This window comes from Bradyrhizobium yuanmingense (assembly GCF_900094575.1).
Classification (GTDB): Bacteria; Pseudomonadota; Alphaproteobacteria; order Rhizobiales; family Xanthobacteraceae; genus Bradyrhizobium; species Bradyrhizobium yuanmingense.
The window spans coordinates 690,819-715,505 of record NZ_FMAE01000003.1; the positions used below are offsets into that span (position 1 = coordinate 690,819).

The window sequence follows — 24,687 nt, forward strand, 5'->3', positions numbered from 1 at the left end:
CTTTGAGGGGGCCATGTAGGAGGGGTGGTGGGTCACTCACCCGAGCTTGGAGGTGACCCTTCAGGGTTGGTGAAGGGTGAACCTTAGAGGCCGCACTAGGGGTGACAATGGAGGAGGGGTGGTGTCACCCTCCCAACTTGAAGGCAGCCCTTACAGGCCGCCCAGAGAAGGACCTCTAAGTTTCTAACCCTCTGAGTTTCCCCCTTCAGCTTCCTCCTCCATTAGCGGAGGCGTAAGGCCGATTTCCGGTCTAAGCGACTGTTATTGTGGGCAAAATTCTATAGAGACAATCGCGCAGGAAGATCCCGTCCCCATGCTGAAAGCAGCCTGCATCTCGTCCGCCGCAGCGTAGGCTTTCGATTCTGAGACCAGCACCGCGTCATGGAGCGGCAGGGCGGTGACCCCAACGTTCGCGAGATGCGTGATGATCCCGATTAGCATGTCGCTTTCGATGCGCATCAACTGAAAGCCCAGCCCGGTGCCGAACAAATCAGCGATGGGCGCATGGCGCGTGGCTAGCATCTCAATGGCGTCACGGAGTTTCGTGCCCGGGGGGAAATGTTGAAGTGTGCCCTCCGGCCAATTCCGCAACGGGCCGTCCGAGAACAGCATCGCGTTCATCAGCCGTTTCCAGCCATCACGTCCGGAGCCGTCACCGGCCACATTATATATGTCGCCTTCCGGCTGCGGCTGTCCCGCCCGCACATACGCGAGGCGCGGGAAGAGCTGCCTGTAATCGACATCGGCAATTCGCTCACCATCAATCCGAATGCGCTCAAACCGCTCGGCCCGCTCCATGCCCATCCAAAAGCCGCCAGCGAGCCGGCCTCCGTGTTGCCAGTTGTCGTTATTGAAGATACGCCGAAGAGAGCGGCGATAGGGCGCGATGACTTGGCCATCCTTTCCTAGAGAGAGGCCGGTGTTCTGCCCGGTCACCTCAATATCCGCACCCCGTAGAGATTCATTGATGCGCCGCATCTGCCTCGCAAGCTGGCGGGTCCTGGCCGTTTCCGGGAAGGCAATCGTGGCCGCACGCCCGTCGTCATCTTTGCCTTCCTTCAAGATGATCAGAGCGCGGTCGTCGATTTGCTTGACGCTTCGCCAACCCGGCGGTGCCAGCGGAAGATGCTGAGCGAGCGCTGCGCTTGGTCGAATGAGCGACGGCACCCGCATTCTAGCGGATAGCCTGTATCCTCTTTTCTCCTCTTCGATCAGGCCAAGCGATGCAAGCCCATCTATCGCGGATAGGAAGTGCTGGCCGTATACCGGGTTGGCGCTGCCATCGCCCCGCCAAAGAAAGCCGTGCGACCGGGGCACCGCGAGCTTTGGGCCGGACTCGATTGCACTGAGCAGGATCAAGTTGCAGGCCAATGCTTCAACGGCGAGGCCAAATTTCTCCTTGTCCACTTCCTTCCGCGCACGCTTTCTGGCGCCGCTATCCGTCTCGTGGAGCAGCAGCGCATCGCGCAAACATTGGACCGCATAGGCAAGCTCATTCGTCTTGGCCCGGAGCAGTGGATCGAACCACATTATCTCGGGTGATTGCGTCATGGGAGCGTGAAGTACGTGTTCAAAGTGACCTGCCCGAACCCTCGATATGCACGCACTGCTTCACTCCGACCAGATCGCTCGTGCGAATGCTGCGACCCGCGAATTCATGCGGACATCAATCAGCTCGCCGCGCGGGGCCGCCCATAGCGCTGCCGGTGGGCGAGGACGCCCGCGACATGCTTCTCAATGACCCAGTCGCAGGGCTCCTCCAGCATCCGCCCCATCTCCCGCAGAACCCGCCCGGTGGACTTGGGGAAGGCGTGCATTTCGATCTGCCGCTTCCTGCCCTGATGGTCCTCCAGGACCCACACACGATGCGTGCCAGAGGCCAGCCGGTGGACGGCCTTGCAGATTTGCACCGTCCGAAACTCCTTTGCGCGGGGCGCTGTGGCGTCAGCCTTGATGAGGGCCGCGACGGCGAGGACAATGGAGACAATCCGCTGCGGGGGCACGCCTTCAACACGGAGCCTCGCCAGTCCGATCTTGGCCCGCTTTGTGGCGGACATGCCTTTGAGGCGCGTCACAATTTCTGCCGGACCAGCGTCCTCTAGGGCCCGTCCCATGTCCGCAATCGCGGCGGCGATGAACTTATCGTTAGCTGCCCGAAGGCCGACATACGCCGTCGCTGCCGTGATGAAAGGCCGCAACTCGGAAGCCTTGAAGCTTGGCCGCCAGTAGGACCCATGACGCTGCCGGTGCTCAACGTGGCGTCGGCAATGGAATGGAGCGAGGCCTTCGCGGGCCGCCTTCATGGTCGGGCGCCCGCAGCCGGGAATGGCGCAGGTAGAGGCGGAAAAAAGCGGGCCGAGACGGATGCGCTCCTTCAGGGCCCGAGTTCGCTTGGAGCGATCAGTCATTGTAAGCTGACTGTCAGTTGCCATTCTTGAGGAACATCATTCCTCGTCTTCGTTTGGCAAGCCAATAGGGAAACCCATCTTTGACTTGAGTTGACGGATTTTGCGCCGGGCCTCCTCAAAGAGCTGCCTCTTGGCGGTGCGCATTTCACTCACGACCAGGTTCTCCAAACAAACCAAGTCGCGACCCACGATAACCAACTCGTAGTGGGGTTGCTTAGAAATCCCGGCCGGAGCAAACGGGCCGGATGGGGTTCGATCTACCCCGAGCGCAGCCGCTATAGCTTCGAGCCTGTCGGGATAAGCCGACTTGAATTTGGCAAACGTCTTCAGGCCTTTGATTCCGATTTGGCCAAAAGAGTCCATGACGCCGGCCAGCCAAATGGCGTCCTTCTTCGTAGGGGCTGACATGTTTTTTCCTGTTAGTAGAGCGCTCAATGCTCATTTGGATTACCGCTATTCAGAGCGGCGAGAGAGGATGTTGCGTGTTGGGTCTTTTCGCATTTCGTCTATGAAGTGATCCTTTCCTTCTTCGTCGGTGTATCTCCAGTTCAACCAAGCGTTTTCGGTGCCCCCAGGATTTACCGACTGGGATAACTTGTTGAGCGAGTGGTACGAGTTGCCCGTTGAGGGCACGAACCATCGATCCCGCTCTGCGATCGCCTCGTATTTCCGTCCTTTGTAGACGCGGAATATCCGCATCCCTTCGGGGAAATGCGTGCCGCTTCGCTCGTCGTAAAACCCGCCCATTCGCCCGCCGGTATGAGCAACTGCCGCAGGGGCCGGCGGGAGCTTGAAAATTCGACGCAGGATAGCGTCTTCGGTCTCGTCCCCTTCTTTGTGGGCCTTCCAGATGGCGGCGAAGACATCGCTAGAAACCGTGATGGTCTTCATATCCATCATCTCCTGCAAAAACTGATATCTCAGAAAATAGTAGTAAATGAAGAATTTGCAAGATATTGTTTTCACCGAGGTCGAAATTCCAAAATGGCCTAACGACCGTTTGGCGGTTCTGTAAGGAGGCGGATTTGAAGATCGTGGCTTACCGGCGTGTCTCTCGACAGAAGCAGGCTGAGAGTGGATTGGGCTTAGAGGCACAAGAAGCTGACATCCAAAGATTCGCTGCGGGGAGAGACGCGCGGATCATTGCCGAGTACACGGAGGTCGAGAGCGGTAAGAACACACAGCGCCCCCAACTGAGGGCCGCGCTTCATCATGCCAAAGTCACAGGAGCGACGTTGGTGATCGCGAAATTGGATCGGCTTTCCCGGTCAGCATCATTCACGCTAACGTTGAGGGACAGCGGTGTGAAATTCGTTTGCTGCGACATGCCGGAAGCAAACGATCTTACGATAGGCGTTCTAGCGGTCGTCGCCCAGGCGGAAGCGCAAGCGATTTCAAGGAGGACCAAGGACGCACTTCAAGTGGCCCGAAGGCGCGTCCAGGAGAAAGGGCAGCGCGGCCACGGCAATATCAAGCGCTTGGGCAATCCAAACGGTGCAGCGGCGCTTGCTCGCGCAGGGAAGGGTAACGGTGCGGCAGTCGCGAGGATAAGGGCCGAAGCAGATCAGCGGGCTTCGGACCTCGCGCTGGTGCTGAAGGACATCAAGGCCGGGGGTGCGACGACGCTTTTGGCTATCGCGCACGAACTGAACGATCGAGAGATGATAACGCCGAGAGGTGGGCGCTGGCATCCATCCTCGGTGGCAAACCTTCTGAGGCGGCTGGAGACGTGAAGCCAATGGCACCCTGGGGGGACGGGGGGATCTCCGACGTCGCGCGTGACGAGGTCAGCTCTTAGATTTTTGACCCATAGCGCGATCGAGGCCGGATAGATTATCTAACGGCGAGAAATCCGCCTCATACACCTTCAAGCAGCCTAGCGAATCGGCGTACATCAATGCGGTTCTCTGGTTGTGGAAGGCCATGCCCTATTTCACTCAAGATCACATATCGCATGCTCTGGAAGTCTTGCCGGAGCAAACGCATTCCTCTCTGATTAGCTTTTTAGCAATGTTGCGAGATGGAGTACCCGCATCGTCCACCCCGTCTAAAACATTCGGCAGCGCACAAGAGACGTCTCTCTTGAAGGACTATTTTCAGCCCGGCGGCGGTGTCCCAGATAAGCCTTGGTACATCCCTTTCGGGAAGGCTATCGCGGGATTGACGCCCTGGCGACCTAAGCAACATGCGGGGACTAGCTTGCAGCGCATGCGCACTGGCAAGCAATTTGTGTACCGGCAGGGCAGCGGCACGGCGAACGATCTTTGGTCGCTTGATCCCAATCTCGTAACGGTCCTCTCCGAGCGGCATGCCGACGTTATTGGTCAAATCCCGATATCGATTCATAATCTCGCTGTTTGGTGCTATCGCCAGAAGGAAGTCGCCTCACATCAGGCGGCCATCGCTGAGTTTATCGAAGAGTTTCACCTCAACACTTACGGTCTCGTCCCGGATATTTTTACGGACGAGGAAGACTCATTCCTCTCTGCAATCCCCCTTGCGGCGAATTCGTTGAGCGACGCGGACATTATGGCGCTCCTTGTGCCGCCCGGTTCTGCGCCAGCAATTCCCGTCAGTGTAGCGCCGGCTTCCGCAGTGGCCTCGCCTGTTACTGCGGAGGATGATGACTTTACGTGGGAGATTGATGGGGCCGATCTAGGTGCTGCGATCAGCGGGCTCGCTGGCGTAGAGGACGCTGCGTTTCGAGCGGCCTCAGCGCTAAGGGCCGGAATGCACGTGATCTTTACTGGGCCACCCGGCACCGGAAAAACGCAGCTTGCTAGGAGGCTATGCGGTGCGTCCGGAATTCCGTGGACTATGGCCGCTGCTACAGATCAATGGACCACCATCGATACCATCGGAGGATATCTACCCTCTGCAATTGAGCCGGGCCAGTTAGATTTCCAGCCCGGCTTCGTAACGACTGCCATCAAACAACGCCGAACACTTATCATAGATGAGATCAATCGTGCGGATATCGATAAAGCTTTCGGGGAGCTATTCACGCTATTAAGCGGAAACGCCGTCGATCTGCCTTATCTGATGAGAGGGTCGGCCGCAGGCGCCGCCCCGCGAAGAATCCAACTCGCGATGGAGGACGCCGAAGCTGATGAATCGCTTGAGGTCATCAGAGTGCCGAACTGGTGGAGGATCATCGGTTCGATGAACGATGCAGATAAAGCGAGCCTCAAGCGACTTTCATATGCTTTCATTCGGCGCTTTGCATTCATTCCCGTAACGGTCCCAAGCGCCGACATATACAAGGGCCTCATCGATCTTGGAGCAGGGGAAGGCAGTGGTGGGCTGAAGCCAGCAAAGACGGACTTCCTTAATGCTTTGAAGGGCATCTTCGCTGAATTGGACGGGCTATCCTCCTTTGGCATGGCAATGGGCTATGCCATACCGGAGGCCATGATGCGCCACGCAAGAGGCGAGCTAGCGCTGGATTCGGCAAGGACGACCGAAGGCCTTCTATTGTCCGGACTTGAGTTGTTTGTCGCACCCCAATTTCAAGGGCGAGCAGACAAGCACGAGGACTTGGTCAAGCTGGTTAGGCGCTTTATTCTAGCTCCGAATGCGGTCGACCGGTTCAAGTCTACGTTGTCGGTCTGGACAGGGTTTGTAGATTGAGCCTTTTGGAGCAATGGAGGGAGTTCGTCCTCGATCCCAGTCGAGCTGGCCGGTATCTGTCAAGCATCGGGGCTTCTGTCGAGGCTGGCCAAGCTCCTGCCATTGACTCGAATGTAGTGCAGCATTTTCTAGAAGCATTGGCTGCCGCGTCAACGGATGTATGGTTTCTAGGATCGATAGTTGATCTCCTTTCAGCTGGGTATGGTTCGTTCTGCTCACAATCCTTACCGGCCCTGCTCGATTCGTTGTCAAATGAGCATGTAGGTGAGAACGCCGTGGTGGGCCCGGCGTTGAGGGGTAACGTTCGATGGGATTTAACTGCGGTAGCACGCCATTCGGGCCGCATCTCTCCGGTCCAATTTCTCACCCGACTTCCGGCTCGGAGTTTTGCGCTTCCAGAGAACCAGTTGGTGAGGTGGTTGGTTGACAGCCTGGAGCGCTCTCTTCGGGAAGTTGAGGAACGCATCGGGTCTAAGGCGCTCCCGCCGCAATTGCGAATGATTCGTGACGGATGTCGCGAGGCGAATCGGCATCCTTGGTTCAAGGACGTTCCGTCTCCGAAGGCGCTTGAGGTCAATATGATCACATCAGCCCAACGACAGAGGTTGCCGGCCTATCGATTAGCAGCAACTCTTTCGCAACGGCGTCGGCAGATGGTGGACCGAAACAGGGCGAGCAGGTGGCTCTCCGTTCGTGAATTGCTATCGGTGAATTGGCTCTCACCCTTAGACGAAGACGACCTCTTTGAATTGTACGGCCTTACTCTTGTGCTGGACGTGCTGGAGCACGAAGCGGCATTTGGGCCTCCTCATCAATACGGCTTAGCGATATCTGGCCGAGCGCATGTTGCTCGCTTCGTGAAAGGGGCGTCGACTGTCACTGTCTACTTCGACCAGTCGCCCGTCACATTTCTTGGGTGTCACTCTGCCCAACTTGCAATTCAAGAAGCTCACCTCGGGGTTAGATCCTCTCCCCGGCGACCTGATATAGTGATCGTCCATCAAAAAGGCGAAGAGCGCCACATTGTACTTGTTGAGGCGAAGAATTCGTGGCGGGGGAGCTATCTCAGCGACGGCATCTACAAGGCGCTGGCTTACATCGCTGACTTTAAAGATGTGTGGCGCTCTGACCTATCGAATCCAAAAGTGGTTCTGCTCGTGCCGGAGGACATCAGCTTAAGATCTGGAGTGGCTCTCAATTCAATGAGTGTGGTTTTGGTCTCTTCTTTTGATAGGGCTGCATTTGCCGCCGGTATCAAAACCGCCTTATCACTCAACGACGGCGTGAGTGACCACCATTGACCACTTGTGGCAAGTTCTGGCATAGAAACGCCGTTGGCAGAGTGGGCAATGATTCGGAGGGGACATGCTCCAGCGACTTTTCACGCTTCAGGAGCTTGAGGGGGTCCTTAAAGTATCCATTTCCACCCTCCGCCGGGCCGTTCGCTCTGGCCAGCTTGCTCACGTAAGAGCGGGCGACCGGGGGCAAATCCGCGTTTCTGAAGATGCCGTCAATGTGTATCTAGGCCGGCAGTCTACGCTCCAAGAAGCTTCGCTCCAACAGGCTGAACCGCAGGCTTCTCCGAACGATATCTCGGGTGAGGAGTTACCCCGAGTTAAAGTTCGTGAAGGAAGTATCGGCCGCCGATTGACATATAAAATACTGGCGGCAGACGTCTCAGATGGTCTGAAGTCCTTGGCGTCGGAATCGGTCGACTGCGCAGTGACCTCTCCCGCATATTTTTGGCAGCGCGATTACGGCTATGAAGGCCAAATCGGCCACGAAGCGACAATCCAGGCTTACGTTGACGCGCTAGTTAAGCCGTTCGAAGAACTGCGCAGGGTGCTAAAGGAAAGAGGAACGTTCTTTCTGAACATCGGGGATGCCTACTACAATGCGAAGGGCCGCCCGCATGGACGTGATCGAAAAAGCGCTGGACGCCAGCTAGCGAGAGCCAAACTCCGGGCCGTAGATGGTCCCGGGCTAGGTCTCCCACGGAAATCGCTCATCGGTCTTCCCTGGCGAGTAGCGCTTGCCATGCAACAATCTGGGTGGACCTTGCGGACCGCAGTGATCTGGGAGCGCCCCGGATGCTTAAGTGAGCCCACCGCGCACGATCGACCTCACCGCACCTTTGAGCACGTCTTTATGTTCTCGAAGGGGCCGAAATATTTCTTCGACCGGTCCGCGTTGAATGGTGAGGAAGATATCTGGCGGATAGCCGCTCGGCCTGAAAATCCCTTCAGCCACGCGGCGCCATATCCCACCGAGCTTGTTGATCGTTGTTTGGCTTGCGGATGTCCTGAAAGCGGGGTTGTTCTCGACCCGTTTCTTGGTTCAGGCACGACAGCCATCTCGGCGCTTCGCTCCGGGAGGTCGGTCATTGGAATCGACATGAACGAGAGCTATTGCGAGGAAGCTGAAAGACGCATCTTGAAAGAACGTGCTGACGGCGTAACGAAGTCGCGGGATCAGTCTGGCAAGAAGGTCGCTTCAGAAAGCAAAGCCAAGAGAATACCGCGACAAGCTAAACGACGCTAACTAAGCGTCTCGACATCTCGATACAGCTTTCGGAGATGATCGTCGGACATATCGATGATGGGCTCATACATGAAAGAGTTCAGGTGGATATTCTCCGGGGTCATCAGCATTACCCTTTCGATAATGGCAATGTTGGCGGTTTTGGCCGCGAACCGCTTCTTGTACTCTCTCAGCAATTTGGGCGTCTGAGCTGAAGTGATCCCGGCGAGCAGTTTTTCATCCTTTATTTGCTCCGCCATGAACTTCTCGGCGGAGAGCCGGGTGGCTATCGACAGGACGACCTTGTTTTCGAAGTTCATGCCTTCCGTTGCTTTGAGGCATTCGCTGGCCGCGGTGAAAATGTCCGACAGCACGGACCCCGTACCATCGGCCAGCGCTATCGTTGAGTGGAATACCCGATTGTAGACGTCGGCTAATGCGTTCCGCGTGATCGTGGTGCTGTCCGCCTTCCAATGGAGCAAGGACGTGAGGGTCCCATAGTCAGCGTCCGCCTCGCCCTTCGTGAATTCAACGAGGTTGCGTATGAACGGTATGGAGGCAATTTGTTTCTTCGCATCCGAGTGAAAGTTTAACTTCCAGTCATTCACAAAGATGTTCTTTATGCCAGCGGCCTTCTGTAGCGAAAGTCCGGCGGAGCTTTTCGATGCCATGTAGCAATAGTCGTAGTCTACAAATCTACTGTTCACGGTACGAAAAAAATCGAAATTGTGCGTGAGGATTATCTGATTAAACGTCTCATCATCCGCTATGTCCTTTAGGTATTGGATGATTGCGTACTTATTTTTGTAGTCGAAGGAGTCAGCGATATCATCAACAACTAGTACAGTCTTCTGATTTGCCGCTCGCCGCGCCTGGATTTCGAAGATAATGTTCAGAACGTACAGGGCCTTCTTTTCACCGGTGCTGAGCGCCGAGATGAGTGCCTCCCGATCAACCGACGTGCTCTCGGTGCCGTCCTTGAAGATGAAGCCAAGGTTCAAAATCGGGTCTTCACCGAGCATGACCGAGATTTTGTTCTTTGCGACAAGCTCGAACGGCACAAAGAAGCGGTCGTTGAAAATATCGATGGTCTCTTCCCAACGAGTTCGTTCGGCGGCAGCTTCTTTTTCGATCTCGGCTTTCCGTTTTTCTACTGCACGGTAATGAGCTAGCAATTCTTTAAACAAGTCGATATTGGCGAAAATGTACGACTTCCATGCCTCTTCCCGGAAGGCGTCAACGTTTGCCAGCTGGGCTAACAAATCCTCACGTTGTTCAATGTAGGACTGGAAGTCGCGGACCGTGGCATTCTTTTGCATAAGTTTTTCGATTTCTGAAAACTTCTTTCTGAGGGTCGCATCGCTTGTAATCCCTTCTTTTTCCTTGGCGATAAGCGCCTCTAGGTCCTTCGCGTTGCTGATTTCGAGACGTGTCCCAGATACAAGATTGATCGAGTGGTTCGCTTTGAAGAAACCGTGGTCAGCGAGGCTTTTCGCTACGGACGCAGCATTGTAATAGTTGAAAGTACCCCGTTTGAAGTATGTCGATTTGGCCAGGAGCTCGTTGTACTTTTTGATGTAATCCTCGATGGCAGTTTTGACGTCTTTCGTTGCGAGGAGGCCAAGAACTTTGTCATCGAAGACGGTATCGTAATCGACATCGCTGAACGGCGCGGACTTTTGAGCAAGCACCTCGGATTCGATGCGGAAAAGAGCTTTCGCAAACTGATCTTCATTCGCCGTGAATGTCCTCGAGATCTCCTTTTCGATATCTCGCTTTGATCCAGATTGGGTCCGGAGCGCTTTGACGAAGTTGTCTTTGCACTCCTCGATTGCCTCATGCAGGCTGATGTATTCCTGCTTCAGTTTTGCGTTTATGAGCAGGGTCGACGTCTTCTCGTTGTTCCCAAAAATCTCGTCATAAGGCCGGACAACCAGCACAGCATCCTCTGCAAGGGGAGCACCGTCCAGGGTGATGGTTCGCCTCGTGGTACGCGTGGGAAATATTCGGTCCTTTGAGGGCTGGCCGTCTGCGATGTCCTGGAATGTCGTCGCCAGCGAGGATTTCATTGCCCCATTGGGCGCGTAAATCGCGAATGCTCTCGCCTTTTTGAAATCGAAGTCCGCCTTGAGCTTCTTGATTCCGTAGCAGTTTTCGAGGTCGACACTGATCTTAGCCATAACCTGCCCCAATAATAAGCGGCGCATCGTAGGCTGCGGGTCAGGTTGAGCCGAGTGCCCGTTTCCACTTATCCACGAACATTCTGTATTGGCAGGCAGGGGCGGTTGGCCGGACCCGTTATCCGTGCTACACAATGCGGAAGCGGCTGTCCTTTTAGTTCTGCGTAATCAATCGCTTAGGCCTTCGCTCTTTGTTTCCCCTAGGGAGCGCCAGCTGATCCTAAGCCATTGAAAACCTGCACACTCTAGGCGACCATGTCAGCCTGGAGAGACCGCCCTGTTGCACTTTGCCTCACAAGGTGGTCCGCAAATGGTGCTCGCGGTCGTGACATGGCTATCCTGATCCCGAGTCTCGGCTTCGCGCGCTTCGACAGCCGTGGTGAGCTACGACTGGCGGAACGATTGAAGGACTTCCTCGAGGAGAACGCCGTCGTTTGGCACAACCTGCCTGTCGGGCCTCGCAACCGGCATCCGGACTTCATCATCATTCATCCCGCGAACGGCCTGCTCGTGCTCGAGGTGAAGGATTGGCGCCTGGAGACGATCGTGTCGGCCGACAAGACGAAGGTCGAACTGCTGACAAGTCGTGGTGTGGTGCGGGAAAGCAATCCGCTGGAGCAGGCTCGCAAATATACATTCGAGGTCGTGCGCACGCTTGAGCGCGACGGGCAATTGTTGTTTCCGCCGGGACATCGCCTCGCGGGCCGGTCCATCGTTCCGTTCGGCTTCGGGTCCGTGTTCACTAACATCACCCGCAAGCAGTTCGATCAGACCGATCTCAAGGAGGTGTTCTCCGGGCATCTCTGCCTGTTCAAGGACGAGATGACCGAGGGCGCGGACCCCGAGGAATTCCGGTCGAAATTGTGGCGCATGGTTCATCCGCGTCTCGAAGAGCCGCTGTCCATGCCGCAATTCGACCGCCTGCGCGCGCTGCTGTTCCGGAGGTTCGGATACGACAGATTGCCCTGCCTTTGGACGATGCGCCTCGCGCCGATTCTTCGGATCGGACGCTCGCGGTCATGGACCTTCATCAGGAGCAGTTCGCGCGCAGCCTGGGCGAGGGGCATCGCATCATTCGCGGCGTCGCCGGATCGGGCAAGACCCTGATCCTCGCTTTTCGCGCCGAGTATCTGGCACGTGCGGCGGCAAAGCCGGTGCTGATCCTGTGTTACGCCAACGGCATCGCCGGCCGGCTTGAAGATGCCATGCAGAGCAGGGGTGTCGAGGACCGCGTTCAGGTTCTCACCTTCCACTCGTGGTGCTTCCGGATGCTGCGGACGTACGGGATTACCGCCCCATCCGAGCGAGACTATCCGGACTACGCGGAGCGCCTGGCTGCGAGCGTTTCAGAGGTCGTGAAGGCGGTCGATCACGGCCATATCCCGGCGGAGCAGTACGACGCGGTCCTGATCGACGAGGCGCACGACTTCGAACCGCAATGGCTCGCGCTTGCGGCCAAGATGGTGAACCCGCGCACCAAGGCGCTGATGGTCGTCTACGACGATATCCAGGCTATCTATAAGGGGCGTGAACGGCCGGTCTGGAGCCAGCTCGGCATTGAAGCAAAGGGCAGAACGACCGTACTGAAGGTGAACTATCGCAACACCGCCCAAATCGTTGCCTTCGCGAGACGCTTCGCCGCGGACGTCATCGGCGCTCCCGGCATCACGGCCGACGACGAGCACGCCATCCTGCTGCCCGAAGATGCGGGTCGGCAGGGACTGGAGCCGGATGTGCGGCGGTGCGTGAGCATCGAGGCGGAAGCTCACTGCGTTGCCGAGTGGTTTCTCGACCGTAAGAAAGCCGGCTACGAGTGGTCGCAGATGGCGTGTCTCTACCCGGAGCACTGGATCGGCGGACGGGTTGCGCAGATTCTCGCCGGGCATGGTGCGCCGATCGACATCGCCAAGGACAATCGCAACCGGGTTTCGGTCAAGCGGGTCGCCGTGCGATTCCTGAGCATGCACAGCGCGAAAGGGCTGGAGTTTCCCTGCGTCGCCATCGCCGGCTTGGGCCTGCTCGGCCGCTACGGCGAGACCGTCGAGGAATGTGTCCGGCTGACCTATGTCGGGGTGACCCGGGCAACTCACGAGGCGCTCCTGACGTATTCGAGCGAGTCGGCATTGGTGCAGCGCTTGATCGCGTAGCCCGACGCCGCGCAGGCGCTCTTTCACGCGGTAGTGCAGTCGATCGAGCGGAGGATCGCCCGCTGCACGTCCGCATTCGAAAGAAACACATCTTGGTAGGTTGCGCGTCGCAGCGTCATCGATGATGACGTGATCGAGTGAACGGGCCTTGCATCCATTCCGGCGCAACTTGCATTCACTCCGGCGCAAAATGAGCCGCATCGCGTCGTCGCTTCTGCGCCGCGCGATAGTTGCACCACGAGCGCATGACTCGGGCTCCCACTCAACCCTATTCGGGGGGATCGCGAGAGGAGCCGTGGCCATACGTTTTGGCGGTAACTTCAGTGATGCGCCGAAACGCTTCTGACGGTCTCGGTGAGCATGTCACCCGATGAGGAATGGCTGACGTCACCCAGGCTGATGATGCCGACCATCCGCTTGCTCTTGTTGATCACCGGCAGCCTGCGGACCTGCAGCTTCTCCATATGATGCATCGCCTTGGCGAGGTCATCGTCCTCGCGGCAGCAATGGATGCCCTCGGTCATCACGTCACGTGCCGTCGCGCGGCCGGCATCGAAGCTGTGGCTCGCGAGTCCTTTGCAGACGATGTCGCGGTCGGTCACCATTCCGACCAGCTTGTCATCCTCGCCAATCGGAATGCAGCCGATGTCATGTGCCCGCATCAGTTTGGCAATCTCGGTGATTGGGGTGTCGGGGCTGACCCAGTCGACACCCTTGTGCATCACGTCTTTGACTTTCATGGCGAGCCTCCGTTCGTGGGTTTCAAGTGCGTTGATGCAATGCAGCGGCACCCCCATCTTCCGAACTCCGACCAGACAAAGCGCAGACACTTTCGCCGCCACCCTGCGGAACGGTATGACGGCGAACTTGCGGCTAGAGTTCCCGCCCAGGGCCGCAAGGACAATGGGCGGCGCACAGGTCCTCAGTCATGCGCGCTGAAGCGGCCGTGTGGTGCGTTGGCCGTCAGGCGCGCAAACTGCGCGTGACCCATGTGAAGCAGCGTCTCATGATCGCCGGCTTCCATATAGATGTCCGGCTGTGCCTCGAGGCTGTCGTCGACGATGATATCCAATCCGTAGCATTTGCCGACGGCAGGAACTGCACCGTGTGCACAGTCGCTGAACAGCCGATTGATCTCGGTTTCATTGGCCATGTGGACATTGTCGCCGAGGCTTGTCCTCAGGTCCGACAGGCGGAGGTGATGCGATGCGGGCAAGACGGCCAGCATGTATCCGCCGTCGCGCCGCAACACGATGCCCTTGGCGAGGCGATCGCCGGAGATATGGCATGCCTGCGCCGTTCGGGCGGACGTCATGCTGAGTTCGTGCGGGATCACCTCGTACTGGATGTTCTCAGCGGCGAGGTATTTCTGGAGGGTGGGAGCAATGGCCATGGCATCACCTCCGATGCGGAATGGAAACCATCCACCGTGAGGCGATCCTGCAGACCCTCGCCATTCGATGGGCGGCTGCCTGACTAGCTACCCAACATAGGTCTTCCATCCGCAAGCTGCAATGCAATTCCCCTCGGAGCCGCAACGGGTGTGGGCAGGAGCAGGCTTTTCGCGTGGCTCGGCGCTCTCCTACGCCGTCGTGCCGTCGATCGAGCGGCGGATCACCCGCTGCACTTCCGTATTCGACAGGAACAAATCGTGGTTGATGATGCCCCAGCCTTCCTGGGAGGCATCGACCACGCGCACACCGAGCCCTGCGATGGCGGCCTTCTCGGCCGCGCCGACGCGGGTCATGCCGCCGGCGAGCTGCCCCGACAGCGCCAGTGCACGATCGTTGGTCGAGGCGATCACCGTGATCTTGCCGGCGAGAGGGCCGATGCGCTGGATCGCCGACGAGAACACGTCCATGTCGATGTCGGGCGCGGCAAACACCACCGCGCCAATCTTGCTCGTCACCGTGTCGCCGTATCTCCCATGGAGCTGGCGCAGGCTTTCGAGCGTCAGCATGGTTCCCATGCTGTGGGCGACGATGTGCACGCGCCCCGCCCCCGGCGCCGACACCAGCGCAGAGAGCACGCGCTCGAAATTATCGCGCGACCACATCGCGCTGTCGCGGTCATAGGCGTAGTCGAACAGTCCTGCCTTGGAAGGCCAGGAGAACGCCATGGTCCGGCCGCGGAACTTGATCCCATCGGAAAGGTGGGCTGCATCCAGCACCGCCGTCTCGAATGTCTGCTTGAAACCGTGCACATAGATCAGCACGTCCCCGCCGCCGGCCTGCGCAGCGAGATCGCCGGCGTCGGCCAGGACCGGCTCGATCCGGTCGAGACGCCAGTTCTCGAGTCCGACCGAGGCGAGGGAAAGTCGGCTCTCGTCCGGCGCCGTCAGCTTCGCCCGCGCGACCGTCATGCTTGCGGCACGCTCCGGCCCGAACCAGGGTTTCGCGCGAGCACCGTTCACGGGCTTGCGCGTGGTGACGACAAGCAACGTCGGATCGACGGAGAGCGAGGAGGCGTCGAAGCGCGCGCCGGTCGCACCGAGGCCAGCGCATCCGCCAAGAGCCAGCGCGCTACCCGTCGACAGGAGACCGCCGATGAGAGCGCGGCGCGACATGGAATGATTTGTTTGGAGAAGACGTCGACCTATCACTGGGAACCCATGGGAACTTTGCCCCGACAGCCGCCCCATCTGCTCTCTGAATGACAATGGGGGCGAGATCGCGGCGGAGCCGCCTCGCGCATGTCGTGGCCTTCAAGTGAATGGCGGGTCAGTCGACGATCTCGATTGCCTGAATCTCGCACCAATCGCGCAATGCCCGCTCCCTCGCCTTGTTGCGGTAGTCATGCCAAGCATCGATCGCTCCCCGTCGGGAGAGCAGGCCCTTGAACTTCTGATAGGCGCCGCGTTTGCTGAAATATAGCGAACGTCGTCCAGATCGTTCGGCAGGAACTCGCGGACGAAGGCAATCACGAGAGGCTTGCCGAGGTCGAGGTCTCGTGAGTTCGGGATCTGCAAGTATTTGGTCTCGTCCTCGATATCGTCAGGCAGTTCGTCGTCCTCGAGCTCCTGGAGGTTGTCCTGATCGAACTGGTAGTAGATCTTTCCTGTCTGCCTGCAGACGAAGGTGCGGCACTCCACAATGCCGCTGATGTCGGCGAACTCAAAAGCCTGGAGGATGTCTCCGAATTTCACGCGCATTGGACACCTTGCCAACGGACCGATGCCGCAATGTCTGCAATCGGCCCGGACAGTATAAGCGGATCGTCCTTCGAGGCAATGAACCCTCGCCGTGTCCGGAAGGCAACTGCCCCGGCGTCGACGGCAGAACACACCGATCCGCTGTCAACCCCTCCTGCCGAAGTATCCCACTTTACCGAGATTCTCCCACCAAGGACCTGCCTCCAAGCAAGCATGCCGCATCGGCGTCCGTGGCGGTGGCCGTTCTCCCCAGAATCTGCACTATGCGCCCCGCGCCTCCGAAGCTGCTGCCGGGCCTTTGGAGGCTCGGGCAATTTTGTTTTTCGGAGTGACGAGATGAGCGGTTTGGTGATCTCTGGCGGCCGGGTGGTGGATCCCGCGAGCGGGATGGACGCCGTTGGGGATGTGGCGGTGGTGGACGGCAGGGTCGCCGCCGTCGGCACGGGCCTCGGCAGCGCCGAACGGGTGATCGACGCAACTGGGCTCGTGGTGGCGCCGGGCTTCATCGATCTGCACGCCCATGGCCAGTCGATCCCGGCTGACCGCATGCAGGCGTTCGACGGCGTCACGACCACCCTCGATCTCGAGGCCGGCGTGCTGCCGGTCGGGTCCTGGTATGAGCGCCAGGCGCGAAAGGGCCGCGTGCTGAATTATGGCGCGGCCACCAACTGGGCCTTTGCCCGCATCGGCGCGATGACGGGCTCCAACGCGGAGAGCTCGCTGGAAGCATTCGGCAACGCCATGCGCGACCGTCGCTGGATGGACAACGTCGCAACCGGTGCGGAGGTGTCGGGCATTCTCGAGCGTCTGGCCCGCGGCCTCAACGAGGGCGGTATCGGCATCGGCATCCTCAACGCCTATGCGCCCGGCGCCGGCGTGCAGGAGCTGACCGCAGTGTGCCAGCTGGCCGCGAAGCAGGACGTCCCCACCTTCACCCATGTCGCCTTCATGTCGCGCATCGATCCCGAGAGCGCAGTGGAAGCCTATATCCGCCTGATCGGCTATGCCGGCGCCACCGGCGCGCACATGCACATCTGCCATTTCAACTCGTCGAGCAAGACCGACGTCGAGCGTTGCCGCGTGCTGATCGAGAAGGCGCAAGGACAGGGCCTGCCGATCACGGTCGAGGCTTATCCTTACGGCACCGGCTCGACCGTGCTGGCCGCGGCCTTCTTCAGTGATCCCCAGTTCGTCGAGCGCAACGGCACCGGTTACGATTCCGTGCAGCGCGTCACCGACGGCTACCGCTTCCACGACCGCGAGGAGCTCTTGAAGGCGCAGGCCGAGGAGCCGTCCTCGCTGGTGCTCTGGCACATTCTCGACACCGAGAACAATGCGCACCACCGCGACCTGCTCGATATGTCGGTGCTGTATCCCGGCGGCGCGATCGCCTCCGACGCGATGCCGTGGACGCTGTCGGACGGCTCAACCTACACCGGTGATGCCTGGCCGCTGCCGGATGATGCGACCTCGCATCCGCGCTCGGCCGGCTGCTTCACGAAGTTCATCCGTGAATGGGTGCGCGAGCGCAAAGCCGTGTCGTTGCTGGAAGGCGTGCGCAAATGCGCGCTGATCCCGGCGGAAATCCTCTCGCAGAGCACGCCGGCGATGCGGAGCAAGGGCCGGCTCGCGAAGGACGCGGATGCCGACATCGTCGTGTTCGACTACGAGAAGCTCTCGGACCGTGCGACCTTCACCGCGATGAACCGGCCCTCTGAGGGCGTCCGGCATCTGGTCGTCAGCGGCCAGGTGCTGATCAGCGACGGCATGCTCGATGTGACCGCGCGGCCGGGCAGGCCCGTGCGCCGCCCAATCGTCGAGGGCTGATCCATGGCGGTCCCCATTCTCCTGGTGACGGGCTTCTTGGGGGCCGGCAAGACCACGGTCGTCAACCATCTGCTGGCGCATGCGGAGGGGCGGCGGATCGCTGCCGTCGTCAACGATTTCGGCGCCATCAACATCGATGCGGAGCTGATCGCGGGCGCGAGCGACGGCGTGGTCAGCCTTGCCAATGGCTGCATCTGCTGCTCGCTCGAGGGCGATCTGCTCCGCACGCTTTCGACGCTGCTGCGGCGTGATCCCAAGCCCGATTGTATCGTCATCGAGACCAGCGGCGTCGCCGATCCCGCTGACATCGTGCGCAATCTGATGGACCCGGTGATCCTGCGCGAGGCACAGCTGGAGACGGTGCTTTGCGTGTTGGACGCAGGGACACCGCTCGCTGCCCTCGACGAGGCGTTGCAGCGGTCGCAGCTGCGCGTCGCCGATATCGTGGCATTGAGCAAGCTCGATCTGGTGGGCGCGGGCGCAGGGGCGTGGATGCGTGAAGCCATCCGCGCCCAGCGCGTGCCCGCGGTGGTGGTCGATGCACACCACGGCGAGATTCCGCCTGCGCTGCTGTTTCCCGCCGGCGCCGACCGCGCTCCGGCGTCGCGCGAGGTGGGACCGAAACGGCCGGCGGAGGAGCGCTTCGAGGCACTGAGCTGGACCTCGGATAAGCCGGTCTCGTTGCCGCGCCTGCAGCAGGCCATCAGCCGCCTTGCACCGAAGCTGGCGCGCGCCAAGGGCCTGTTCGAGACGCTCGAGCAGCCCGGCCGCACGATGGTGTTTCAGTTCGCCGCCGGCCGCGCGACCCTGGCGCCTGGCGATGCGCCGACACCGGGCGCGGCGCGGACGCGCATCGTCTTCATTGCCGAGCTTGGCATGCTCTCGAAGGCGGAGCTCGATGAAGTCATGGAGGCGTGCGTTGCCGGCGGCTGAGGTGAGGGGGTAGGGTCAACCGCTTCCGCCATTAGCCACCACCTCTCCTCTTCCGAGGCCGAACTATGCCGCCAAATATCCCACCCGCCCCCGCTGATGCTGCCTCGCGCCGCGCTGCCAAGCCGGCCATCGTCTATCCGGCCGGGACGATGCCCGGGCCGGACATGGCCGCGCTCGAAGCAGTCCGCCGTGCCGCGGTCAAGACGCACGAGCTTATCGTGCCGCCACGCGATGCCCGTGCCTTTCGCGTGGCGCGCGGCCAATTCTTCCGCATCGTGAGCATCGAAGGCCCTCAGGTCGGTGACCTCAATCTCTGGAATGCAGACGATCTCTCCGAGCGCTTCTTCAGCGGCAAGACGCGGGCGCTCCATGGCACGCATGTCGGCATCGGTGACCGGCTCTGGAGCAATATGCCCTATCTTCGGCCGATGGCGACCATCAGCCACGATACGCTCGGCTGGTACGGCTTCGACGCCGACGGCGCCGGCATTCACGATGTGATTGGCACGCGCTGCGATCCCTATACAAATCTCCTGCTGAACGGCACGGCCTACGATTTTTGCTGCCACTCCAACCTGTCCCGCGCCCTCGCCATCGAATTGAAGGCGGATCCGGCCGCAGTGGAGCATCATGTCCACGACGTGCTCAACGTCTTCATGTGCACCGGCTTCACCAGGGACACGCACCAATATTTCATGAAGGCAAGTCCGGTCCGCCCCGGCGACTTCATCGAGCTCTTCGCGGAGATCGACCTGCTCGGCGCGCTGTCGGCCTGTCCGGGTGGAGACTGCAGCGCAACCCATTCCAGCGATGCCGCGGCATGCCATCCGCTCAGGATCGAAATCTTCGAGCCGGATCGAACGGCCCTGAAAGGCTGGACCTGGCCTACCCCGAGCGCGTATCACCGTCACCACGGTGCGCATGCGGGAAGCTGAATCTCAGTCCTCGACCGGCAATCCGTCGCCGTGCACTTCACGCGAACTGCGCGATGCCGTGACCGACGGACCAGTTCTCCTTGGGCGCGTCGAGCACGTTGACGAACACGTCCTCGGGCCTGATCCCCGGGTTCTCGCCGAGCAGGTCGGCGATCCGGCGATACAGCGCTTTCTTCTGCTCGGCCGTGCGCGAGGCGAACACGGTGATCTGGATCAGCAGGGCGTCTTCGCTGCGCTCGACGCCGTAAGCATTGCCGCAGCGGAAGTTGGCCGGCTCATGCTCGGTGATGGCCATGAACGCATCGCCTTCGGGCACGTTCAGGACCTCGCGCATCGCGCGGTAAAGTCCGTCCAGAATCGCCTGCCGGTAGCTTTGCGGCTTACCGGCGCGCATCGAAATGTGGAGGAGAGGCATCACGCGGCCCTTTGCATGCGGCCCCGGCCGACACGGCGATGTGAACGCCGCCGGCTCGGCCAATTGAGAAAAACGGACTATTAATCTCGATCAGTTTTTGACACGATGTCGAGAAAGCATGTTCTTGACGGCATGTCAAATACTTTGCGGAGCCAAGCTTGAGACCGCGCGAGTTCGATCATGACGAGGTTCTGCGCATCGCGTTCGACCAGTTCTGGCGCAAGGGCGTGCGCGGCACCTCGCTGTCCGACATTGCGCGCGATGCGGCGGTCCAGCGCGGAAGTCTCTACAACGCCTTCGGCAGCAAGGAGGCGCTATTCCTGCAGGCCTATGAACGCTACGCGGGGGATTATCTCGCCAAGCTGCAAAAGGCGCTCGGGGCAGGTTCCTTGCGCAAGCGCCTCACCGCCTTCTTCGATCTAACCATCACCAATTTCCGCTCGGGCACGCCGCCGCGCGGCTGTCCGACGACGCGCGGGCTGATGGAGCTCGGCGGCGCCGAAGGCGAGGGGCTCGACGACAACGCGCGCCAGGCTTTTGCGAACCTGATCTCGCGCATCACCGCACTGCTTCAGGACACGTTGGCCGCTGGCGCGGCGCGGGGCGAGTTCGACGGCAATCCCGCGGCTGCGGCGCTGCACATCGTCACCGTGACGCGCGGCCTCGCCGTGCTCGAGCGTGCCTTCGGGGACGAGCCCCAATTGCGCAAGATCGCCGCGCACACGATCGATCTCGTGCTCGGCAGGAATGGCGGATAGTTGTCAGCACAGCGCGAGCGCGTTGACCGCGCGTGTCGCAGCATCCTCCTTGCCGGAGCCAACGACCTGGCCAACGGTGGATTCGAGCTCGCCCGGCTGCTTGCGGCGCGCGACCGCCAGCAGTCGCATCAATTCCGCCTCGTCCTTGGAAAGCCGCCTGCAGGACGGCGGCATGAAGCACAGCTCGCAGGACCGCTCCTTGCGCAGAATCCTGACGAGCGCGGCCGCGCGCGCGACCAGCAGCGGGCTGTCGGCAATGCCGGGCGCTTCCTCGGCAAAGCGATAGGCCGCTTCCCAGCAATCCGATGCGCCGGTCGCATAGGCCGCTCCGATGAAGCGGAGCAGCGCCAGCGCGAGGCGGGAAAAATCATCATAGCTGTCGATGTCCGGCCGGGTCGCAAGCGCGGCCTGGAGTGGACAGAGCAGCGGCTCACCAGCGTCCGACGTCGGCGCAGAATCGCAACTGGCCCGCATCGTGAACGATCTCGTCAATGCAACGTCGCGCTGCCCACGAACCAGCTCTTCATCGCCAACATCCCGTCATGCTCGATAGGCTGCACGTGCCGGTCGGGCAGGACGAGGCCGACCATGCGGAAGATCGTCGCAAGCCCCAGGACCGGCGCGAGCGCCCAATCGGCGCCGATCGGCGGCAACCAACGCTCGAACTGCTCGCGCGCGACATCGACGCGGTCCTGCTGGGCCGCGGCAATCGCGCGCAAGATTCCGCGCTCGCTGTCGGACATGCGCGGACAGGTGGGGCAGTGCACTTCGATCGCGGTATGCGCGGTGCAGGCAAAGATCTCGATGATGGAATCCAGCGACAGCACGGCATCGCCGACACGAAAATGATCGTACACCTGCTGGATATCGGCCGCCGTCGGGACGGCGCTTCCGCTACGCGCCTTCGCCCGAAATCCCCAGATGAAGAGACGCTCCGCTGCGCTCAGCGCAGGAAGGTCGACGGGCCTGGTGTATGTCGATCGATGCATTGTGCTTCTGGCCTCCGGCTGCGCTCACGCCAGTGCTGGCGCGGATGATCTGCGCCGATCGTTCTGCCAGAGAGCTCTCCAAGTCAACGCGCGGAGAGGCGATGTCGAGGTGTTCTAGATTGGAAGAATTCGTATCTCGGGTGAGGTCGGTCTTGCTTGTCTCGTGGCCATACGAGCGTGCCGGTAACCCGCAAAATTTCGGAGTGTCGGGAACCCGAATGCTTAAAGCTTTGCTAAGAGACGCGGGATAATCTGGCATATCAGCCCTTCCAATTCCTGTGAGCACCGATGATTTTCTCCCGCATCAGTTTCAAGCTGGTCCTGATTGTCGGCATCAGCCTCCTCGGCATGATCGCGTTGGCGCCGGTCGCCCTCTCGACCCTGCGCACGCAGATGGTCGCCGACCGTCAGGCCAAGACGCAGCAGATGGTCGATGTTGGCTACGGCATCCTGGCGCACTACCAGAAGCTCGAGAGCGAAGGAAAGCTCTCGCGCGAGCAGGCGCAGGCCGGCGCGATGGCCGAGATCAAGAGTCTGCGCTACGACAAGGTCGAGTATTTCTGGATCAACGACATGACCCCCAAGATGGTCATGCATCCGATCAGGCCCGAGCTTGACGGCAAGGATCTCTCCGGGATGAAGGATCCCGCCGGAAATGCGCTGTTCATGGGCTTCGTTGATGTCATCAACAAGCAGGGTGCGGGCTTCTACGGCTACCTCTGGCCGAAGCCCGGCTTCGACCAGCCGGTCGGGAAAATCTCCTATGTGAAGGGCTTTGCGCCCTGGGGCTGGATCATCGGCACCGGCATCTATCTGGACGACGTCGATGCCGCCTTCCGCCAGAACGCGATGACCTTCGCCTATATTTGTCTCGCTGTGCTGGTCGTGGTGCTCGGCGCCTCCTTCCTGATCGGCCGCAGCGTCACCCGGCCGCTGGCCCGGATCACCGCGCTGACCGAGCGCCTTGCCGCCGGCGACAGCGCCTTCGACGTGCCCTACACCGACCGCCGCGACGAGGTCGGCGGCCTCGCCAAGGCGCTCGCCGTGTTCAAGGACAATGCATCGGCGGTGAGCCGGATGCATGCCGAGCAGCAGGAGCTGAAGCAGAAGGCCGACGAGGAGAAGCGCAAGACCATGACCGATCTCGCCGGCAAGTTCGAGGCGAGCGTCCAGGCCGTCGTTCGAGACGTCTTCGACGAGGCCCGCGCGATGCAGCAGGCCGCGCAGGGCATGTCGGAAACCGCCAACAAGGCGAGCGACCGTGCGAGCTTCGTCGCCACCGCGTGCCAGCAGGCCTCGAGCAACGTGCAGACGGTGGCCTCGGCCGCGGGCGAATTGTCGGCCTCGATCGCCGAGATCAGCCAGCGCGTCGCGCAGGCCGCGACAGTGGCCGACAAGGCCGCCGCCGACGGCCAGCGCACCAACGACACCGTGCAGGGCCTTGCCGCCGCCGCGCACAAGATCGGCGAGGTCATCGACCTCATCAACCAGATCGCCTCGCAGACCAATCTGCTCGCGCTCAACGCCACCATCGAGGCGGCGCGCGCGGGCGAGGCCGGCAAGGGCTTTGCGGTGGTCGCGAGCGAAGTGAAGTCGCTGGCGAGCCAGACCGCGAAGGCGACCGACGAGATCGGCGCGCAGATCACCGCGATCCAGGCCGAGACCAATCAGGTCGTCGGCAACATCGAGAGCATCCGCGCCACCATCATGGAGGTCAACGAGATCTCCTCGTCGATCGCCGCCGCGGTCGAGGAGCAGGGCGCCGCGACGAAGGCGATCGCGCACAGCGTGCAGGAGGCGGCCTCCGGCACCGATCAGGTCTCGCACAACATCTCCGGTGTCACCGATGCGACCGCCGAGACCGGACAGGCCGCCGGCCTCGTGCTGCAATCGAGCGGCCGGCTGACGCACAAGCTGCAATCGCTGCAGGACGAGGTCAGCGCCTTCGTTGCGGGCGTGCGGGCGGCCTAGTATAGCGGGAGGATGGGCCAAAACTCCGATCGACGCGCGCGCATCCTCCTGATCAATCCGAACAGCAATGAGGCGACCACCACGATGATGGTGGCGATTGCCAGGTCTGCTGCCGCCGACGGTTTCGATATCGTCGGCGCCACGGCAACGCGTGCGCCCACGATGATCGTCTCGGCGGACGCGCTGGAGGTGGCTGCGCTGGAGGCCGAGGAGATCGCGCGTCTCCGTGGCGGCGAGTGCGACGGCGTCATCGTGTCGGCATTCGGTGATCCCGGTCTCACCGGGATCAAGGCGACGATGAAGCTGCCCGCCGTCGGCATCGGCGAGTCCGCGATGCTGGAAGCCGCCGGGAACGGTCGCCGGTTCGGCGTGGCGACCACGACGCCGTTGCTGAAAGCGAATATCGATGCATTGCCTGATACGCTGGGCTTGCGCGCGAGCTACACCGGCACGCGCTTCGCCGATGGTGATCCGCAAGAACTGATGCGCGATCCGGTGCAGCTGCGCGCAGCGCTCGCCGGCGCGGTTGAGGCCTGCATTGTGCGAGACAGAGCGGAAGCAGTCATCATCGGCGGTGGGCCGCTGGGTGAAGCGGCGCGCGAGCTTCAGCCGATGTTCGCGGCGCCAATCATCGCACCGATCCCATCTGCCGTGCGACGGATCATTCGTCTCGTCGCGGCGTAGCCCCCTGTTTTTCCGCGCCGCGGCATCGGCCGTGCTGCGGAAAACTGTTTTCCTTGACATCAACTCTGCGGTGCTCGACGTGTAACGAGGTCGAGCGATGCTGCCTTGCGTCCCTCGCGAAAGGAAAAGCAACACGGGA

General features: G+C 60.6%; 24 protein-coding genes. 12 read left to right on the top strand and 12 right to left on the bottom strand.

Annotated features, from left to right (window positions below):
• Window positions 1-261 precede the first annotated feature (261 nt).
• The 4 genes from GA0061099_RS13000 to GA0061099_RS13015 form a co-directional block, all read right to left on the bottom strand.
• Window positions 262-1,530: a hypothetical protein gene (locus GA0061099_RS13000; RefSeq protein ID WP_141697585.1), complete on the bottom strand. Its 1,269-nt coding sequence runs from the start codon at window positions 1,528-1,530 to the stop codon at window positions 262-264.
• A gap of 140 nt (window positions 1,531-1,670) precedes the next feature.
• The gene (locus GA0061099_RS13005) at window positions 1,671-2,408 is read right to left on the bottom strand and encodes an RNA methyltransferase (protein WP_074447735.1); all 738 of its coding nucleotides are present in this window, start codon (window positions 2,406-2,408) and stop codon (window positions 1,671-1,673) included.
• Between the two features lie 36 nt (window positions 2,409-2,444).
• Window positions 2,445-2,816, bottom strand: coding sequence for a hypothetical protein (locus GA0061099_RS13010; protein WP_074447716.1), 372 nt, complete (start codon window positions 2,814-2,816; stop codon window positions 2,445-2,447).
• A gap of 45 nt (window positions 2,817-2,861) precedes the next feature.
• Window positions 2,862-3,299 (bottom strand): hypothetical protein, encoded by a 438-nt coding sequence (locus GA0061099_RS13015; protein ID WP_141697586.1) that lies wholly within the window; start codon window positions 3,297-3,299, stop codon window positions 2,862-2,864.
• Window positions 3,300-3,442: 143 nt separating this feature from the next.
• Between GA0061099_RS13015 and GA0061099_RS13020 the strand changes: the two genes are divergently transcribed.
• From GA0061099_RS13020 to GA0061099_RS13035, 4 genes are all read left to right on the top strand, one after another.
• On the top strand, window positions 3,443-4,141 hold the full coding sequence (locus GA0061099_RS13020) for a recombinase family protein (RefSeq protein WP_244620988.1): 699 nt from the start codon (window positions 3,443-3,445) through the stop codon (window positions 4,139-4,141).
• A 190-nt stretch (window positions 4,142-4,331) separates the two neighbouring features.
• Window positions 4,332-6,038 carry an AAA family ATPase gene (locus tag GA0061099_RS13025; RefSeq protein ID WP_083235098.1) on the top strand — a complete coding sequence of 569 codons (1,707 nt, stop codon included), beginning with the start codon at window positions 4,332-4,334 and terminating at the stop codon, window positions 6,036-6,038.
• A 419-nt stretch (window positions 6,039-6,457) separates the two neighbouring features.
• Window positions 6,458-7,339 (top strand): hypothetical protein, encoded by an 882-nt coding sequence (locus GA0061099_RS13030; protein WP_141697587.1) that lies wholly within the window; start codon window positions 6,458-6,460, stop codon window positions 7,337-7,339.
• Between the two features lie 64 nt (window positions 7,340-7,403).
• Window positions 7,404-8,579, top strand: a complete 1,176-nt coding sequence (locus GA0061099_RS13035; RefSeq protein WP_074447721.1) for a DNA methyltransferase — start codon at window positions 7,404-7,406, stop codon at window positions 8,577-8,579.
• On the opposite strand, the gene GA0061099_RS13040 is transcribed toward GA0061099_RS13035, so the two are convergent.
• The gene (locus tag GA0061099_RS13040) at window positions 8,576-10,738 is read right to left on the bottom strand and encodes an ATP-binding protein (RefSeq protein WP_074447736.1); all 2,163 of its coding nucleotides are present in this window, start codon (window positions 10,736-10,738) and stop codon (window positions 8,576-8,578) included. The two genes, GA0061099_RS13035 and GA0061099_RS13040, sit on opposite strands and share 4 nt — an antisense overlap.
• Before the next feature lie 330 nt (window positions 10,739-11,068).
• Here GA0061099_RS13040 and GA0061099_RS41825 point away from each other — a divergent pair, with 330 nt between their 5' ends.
• Together GA0061099_RS41825 and GA0061099_RS41830 are read left to right on the top strand one after the other, a co-directional pair.
• Window positions 11,069-11,845 (top strand): nuclease-related domain-containing protein, encoded by a 777-nt coding sequence (locus GA0061099_RS41825; protein WP_199751042.1) that lies wholly within the window; start codon window positions 11,069-11,071, stop codon window positions 11,843-11,845.
• Window positions 11,758-12,885: a DEAD/DEAH box helicase gene (locus GA0061099_RS41830; RefSeq protein ID WP_199751041.1), complete on the top strand. Its 1,128-nt coding sequence runs from the start codon at window positions 11,758-11,760 to the stop codon at window positions 12,883-12,885. Before GA0061099_RS41825 ends, GA0061099_RS41830 begins: the two co-directional genes overlap by 88 nt.
• Before the next feature lie 320 nt (window positions 12,886-13,205).
• On the opposite strand, the gene GA0061099_RS13050 is transcribed toward GA0061099_RS41830, so the two are convergent.
• The 4 genes from GA0061099_RS13050 to GA0061099_RS13065 form a co-directional block, all read right to left on the bottom strand.
• The gene (locus GA0061099_RS13050; protein ID WP_036009620.1) at window positions 13,206-13,625 is read right to left on the bottom strand and encodes a CBS domain-containing protein; all 420 of its coding nucleotides are present in this window, start codon (window positions 13,623-13,625) and stop codon (window positions 13,206-13,208) included.
• A gap of 182 nt (window positions 13,626-13,807) precedes the next feature.
• Window positions 13,808-14,278, bottom strand: coding sequence for an aminoacyl-tRNA deacylase (locus tag GA0061099_RS13055; protein ID WP_036009608.1), 471 nt, complete (start codon window positions 14,276-14,278; stop codon window positions 13,808-13,810).
• Between the two features lie 189 nt (window positions 14,279-14,467).
• Window positions 14,468-15,451: an alpha/beta hydrolase gene (locus tag GA0061099_RS13060; RefSeq protein WP_244429377.1), complete on the bottom strand. Its 984-nt coding sequence runs from the start codon at window positions 15,449-15,451 to the stop codon at window positions 14,468-14,470.
• 138 nt (window positions 15,452-15,589) lie between these two features.
• Window positions 15,590-16,036 (bottom strand): hypothetical protein, encoded by a 447-nt coding sequence (locus tag GA0061099_RS13065; protein WP_244429376.1) that lies wholly within the window; start codon window positions 16,034-16,036, stop codon window positions 15,590-15,592.
• Window positions 16,037-16,372: 336 nt separating this feature from the next.
• Between GA0061099_RS13065 and GA0061099_RS13075 the strand changes: the two genes are divergently transcribed.
• From GA0061099_RS13075 to GA0061099_RS13085, 3 genes are all read left to right on the top strand, one after another.
• Complete coding sequence (locus GA0061099_RS13075) at window positions 16,373-17,863, top strand: amidohydrolase family protein (protein WP_036028732.1); 1,491 nt, start codon at window positions 16,373-16,375, stop codon at window positions 17,861-17,863.
• Between the two features lie 3 nt (window positions 17,864-17,866).
• Complete coding sequence (locus GA0061099_RS13080; RefSeq protein WP_036028729.1) at window positions 17,867-18,796, top strand: CobW family GTP-binding protein; 930 nt, start codon at window positions 17,867-17,869, stop codon at window positions 18,794-18,796.
• A 65-nt stretch (window positions 18,797-18,861) separates the two neighbouring features.
• The gene (locus GA0061099_RS13085) at window positions 18,862-19,731 is read left to right on the top strand and encodes an urea carboxylase-associated family protein (RefSeq protein ID WP_036028726.1); all 870 of its coding nucleotides are present in this window, start codon (window positions 18,862-18,864) and stop codon (window positions 19,729-19,731) included.
• Window positions 19,732-19,768: 37 nt separating this feature from the next.
• Here GA0061099_RS13085 and GA0061099_RS13090 read toward each other — a convergent pair whose 3' ends face one another.
• The gene (locus tag GA0061099_RS13090; protein WP_036028785.1) at window positions 19,769-20,146 is read right to left on the bottom strand and encodes a tautomerase family protein; all 378 of its coding nucleotides are present in this window, start codon (window positions 20,144-20,146) and stop codon (window positions 19,769-19,771) included.
• Between the two features lie 158 nt (window positions 20,147-20,304).
• Here GA0061099_RS13090 and GA0061099_RS13095 point away from each other — a divergent pair, with 158 nt between their 5' ends.
• Complete coding sequence (locus tag GA0061099_RS13095) at window positions 20,305-20,904, top strand: TetR/AcrR family transcriptional regulator (protein WP_074447723.1); 600 nt, start codon at window positions 20,305-20,307, stop codon at window positions 20,902-20,904.
• Window positions 20,905-20,907: 3 nt separating this feature from the next.
• On the opposite strand, the gene GA0061099_RS13100 is transcribed toward GA0061099_RS13095, so the two are convergent.
• Both GA0061099_RS13100 and GA0061099_RS13105 read right to left on the bottom strand, forming a co-directional pair.
• Entirely contained in the window at window positions 20,908-21,378 is a 471-nt protein-coding gene (locus GA0061099_RS13100) for a hypothetical protein (RefSeq protein WP_036028721.1), read from the bottom strand.
• 14 nt (window positions 21,379-21,392) lie between these two features.
• Window positions 21,393-21,893: a hypothetical protein gene (locus tag GA0061099_RS13105; protein ID WP_036028718.1), complete on the bottom strand. Its 501-nt coding sequence runs from the start codon at window positions 21,891-21,893 to the stop codon at window positions 21,393-21,395.
• Between the two features lie 288 nt (window positions 21,894-22,181).
• On the opposite strand from GA0061099_RS13105, the gene GA0061099_RS13110 reads away from it, so the two are divergent.
• The gene (locus GA0061099_RS13110; protein ID WP_036028716.1) at window positions 22,182-23,864 is read left to right on the top strand and encodes a methyl-accepting chemotaxis protein; all 1,683 of its coding nucleotides are present in this window, start codon (window positions 22,182-22,184) and stop codon (window positions 23,862-23,864) included.
• A gap of 12 nt (window positions 23,865-23,876) precedes the next feature.
• The gene (locus tag GA0061099_RS13115; protein WP_036028715.1) at window positions 23,877-24,548 is read left to right on the top strand and encodes an aspartate/glutamate racemase family protein; all 672 of its coding nucleotides are present in this window, start codon (window positions 23,877-23,879) and stop codon (window positions 24,546-24,548) included.
• Window positions 24,549-24,687 lie beyond the last annotated feature (139 nt).